Origin of the sequence: Candidatus Propionivibrio aalborgensis, from assembly GCF_900089945.1 — a bacterium.
GTDB lineage: Bacteria > Pseudomonadota > Gammaproteobacteria > Burkholderiales > Rhodocyclaceae > Propionivibrio > Propionivibrio aalborgensis.
On record NZ_FLQY01000299.1, the window covers coordinates 1 to 800 of the forward strand.

1 protein-coding gene is annotated in these 800 nt (G+C 66.6%); it reads right to left on the minus strand.

All coding sequences use genetic code 11. The features are described 5' to 3' along the window. Positions 1-800, minus strand: an 800-nt coding sequence (locus tag PROAA_RS13340; RefSeq protein ID WP_186411813.1) for an ABC transporter permease, incomplete at both ends; no start/stop codon positions are given.

Below are 800 nucleotides of genomic sequence, written 5' to 3' on the forward strand. Positions count from 1 at the left end.
GCAAGACTGGCCGCAAGAAGGGCCAAGCCGATAGTCGGATACCCGCGCCCACCGGGCAAGGCTGCTTCGTCGCCGGCTTTCAATGCCTGTGCCGGAGACACCGTAGCGGCCTCGCGCGCCGGCAGCCAGGCACCCGCTACGCCGGCGACTACGCCCAGCACGATGTAAATGGCCGTGACTGCAGGCTGGAACTGCAACTGCGGCTTCAGCCCGGCAAAATAGCCTGCTCCCAGATCACCGCCGAGGGTGGCGACCATCAGCCAGGCCAAGCCGTGACCGAGAGCAGCACCGACCACGCCCCCGGCCAAGCCAACCAGCGCGCCCTCGGCAAGCAGCCAGGCGAACAGGCTGCGGCGGGCGAGCCCGATGGCGCGCAGGAAGGCAAACTCGGTGCGTCGGCGGACGACAGACAGGGCTTGGGCAGAAAACACGAGGAAGCCGCCGGTGAGCAGCGCCATCGCCGCCAGCAGGGTCAGATTGACCCGGTAGGCGCGTGAAAGGTTGGCGGCCTGGTTCTCGGCCGCTTGCGGTGGCTCGATCATCACCCCGGCGGGCAGAATGGCCTGCAGATCGGTGCGCGCCGTCTCGGGGAGGATACCGGCATTCAAGCGCAGATCGATGCGCGAAAGCCGCCCGAGCATTGCGAACCGGTTTTGAACGGCGGCGATGTCCAGCATGGCGATACGGTCGTTTTCAGCCACACCGGGCAGGTCTCCGGCTATCTGAAAGTCGAGGATGTGAGCGCCCGCTTGCAGCCGGATTGTTTCACCGACATTCACGCCGAGGTCGGTCTGTGCCGC